We start from the raw sequence: 1236 nt of genomic DNA, 5'->3' as shown, positions 1-1236 counted from the left end.
CCGGGAGATGTGCCGGCTGGAGATGGTCTCGGAGACCCTGCGCACGGCACTGAACGCGCTCGCCCGGACTGTCCCCGACTGGCTGGCGGATGTCGCGGAGCCGCACTGGTTCCGGCACTACGCCACCCGGGCCGAGGACTCCCGCTTCCCCAAGGCGCACGCGAAGCGTGTCGAAGTCGGGCGGCGGATCGGCGCCGACGGGACACGGCTCTTCCAGGCGCTCTGCGCCCCCGACGCGCCGCCGGGCCTGCGGGACCTGCCCGAGGTGGAGACCCTTCGCCGGATCTGGCTCCAGCACTTCCACCACGCCGGGGGCGAGGTGGTGCGGCGGGACCCAAAAGACCGGCCGCCGGGCGCCCTGCGCCTGGTCACCCCCTATGACGTCGACGCGCGCGGCGGCAGGAAGAACGACCTGATCCGGGACGGCTGCAAGGTCCACCTCACCGAGACCTGCGAGCCCGATGCGCCGAACCTGGTCACGAACGTGGCCACCACCGTCGCCACCGTCGCGGACAGCGTCATGAGCGAGACGATCCACACCGGCCTGGCCGAGCGGGACTGCCTGCCCGGCGAGCACTGGGTCGACGCCGGGTATCCCACCGCCTCCCAGATCGTGACCGCCCGGCGAGAGCACGGCGTCGACCTGCACGGGCCGGTGGCCGCCAACACCGCGTCTTCGGCCGGCGGCCCCTTCGGGCAGGACGCGTTCACCATCGACTGGGACCGCGAGCGGGTCACCTGCCCGAACGGGACCGCCAGCACGCAATGGCACCACCGAAACTCACAGCACGGCCTGTCCGTCATCCGGATCCGCTTCAGCCCCGCCGACTGCCGCCCCTGCCCCCACCTGCGTGATTGCGTCGACTCACCCACCGCCCAGCGCCGTGAACTCACCCTGCGACAGCGCGACGAACACGAAGCCGTCCGCGCGGCCAGAGCCGAGCAGCAGACCGACACCTGGAGGGACCGCTACAAGATCCGCGCCGGGGTCGAAGGCACCATCGCCCAAGGCGTCCAGCGCTGCGGCCTGCGCAGATCCCGTTACCAGGGCCTTGCGAAGACCGGACTCCAGCACCAGCTCACCGGCGCCGCGATCAACCTCGCCCGCATCGACGCCCACCTCACCGACACACCCCGAGCCCGCACCCGCACCAGCCACTTCACAGCACTTCGCCCCGCCGACCAACCGGTCGGCGGGGCGAAGTGATCAGGACCCGCATTAACCAACAGCGTCCG

General features: G+C 71.6%; 1 protein-coding gene. It reads left to right on the top strand.

All coding sequences use genetic code 11. The features are described from left to right. Positions 1 to 1207, top strand: a 1207-nt coding sequence (locus tag ACZ7KX_RS42730; protein WP_470331349.1) for a transposase, incomplete at its 5' end; no start/stop codon positions are given. Between the last annotated feature and the right edge of the window lie 29 nt (positions 1208 to 1236).

This window comes from Kitasatospora sp. NPDC038210, from assembly GCF_055600605.1.
This window is presented reverse-complemented; position numbering and strand designations above follow the sequence as displayed.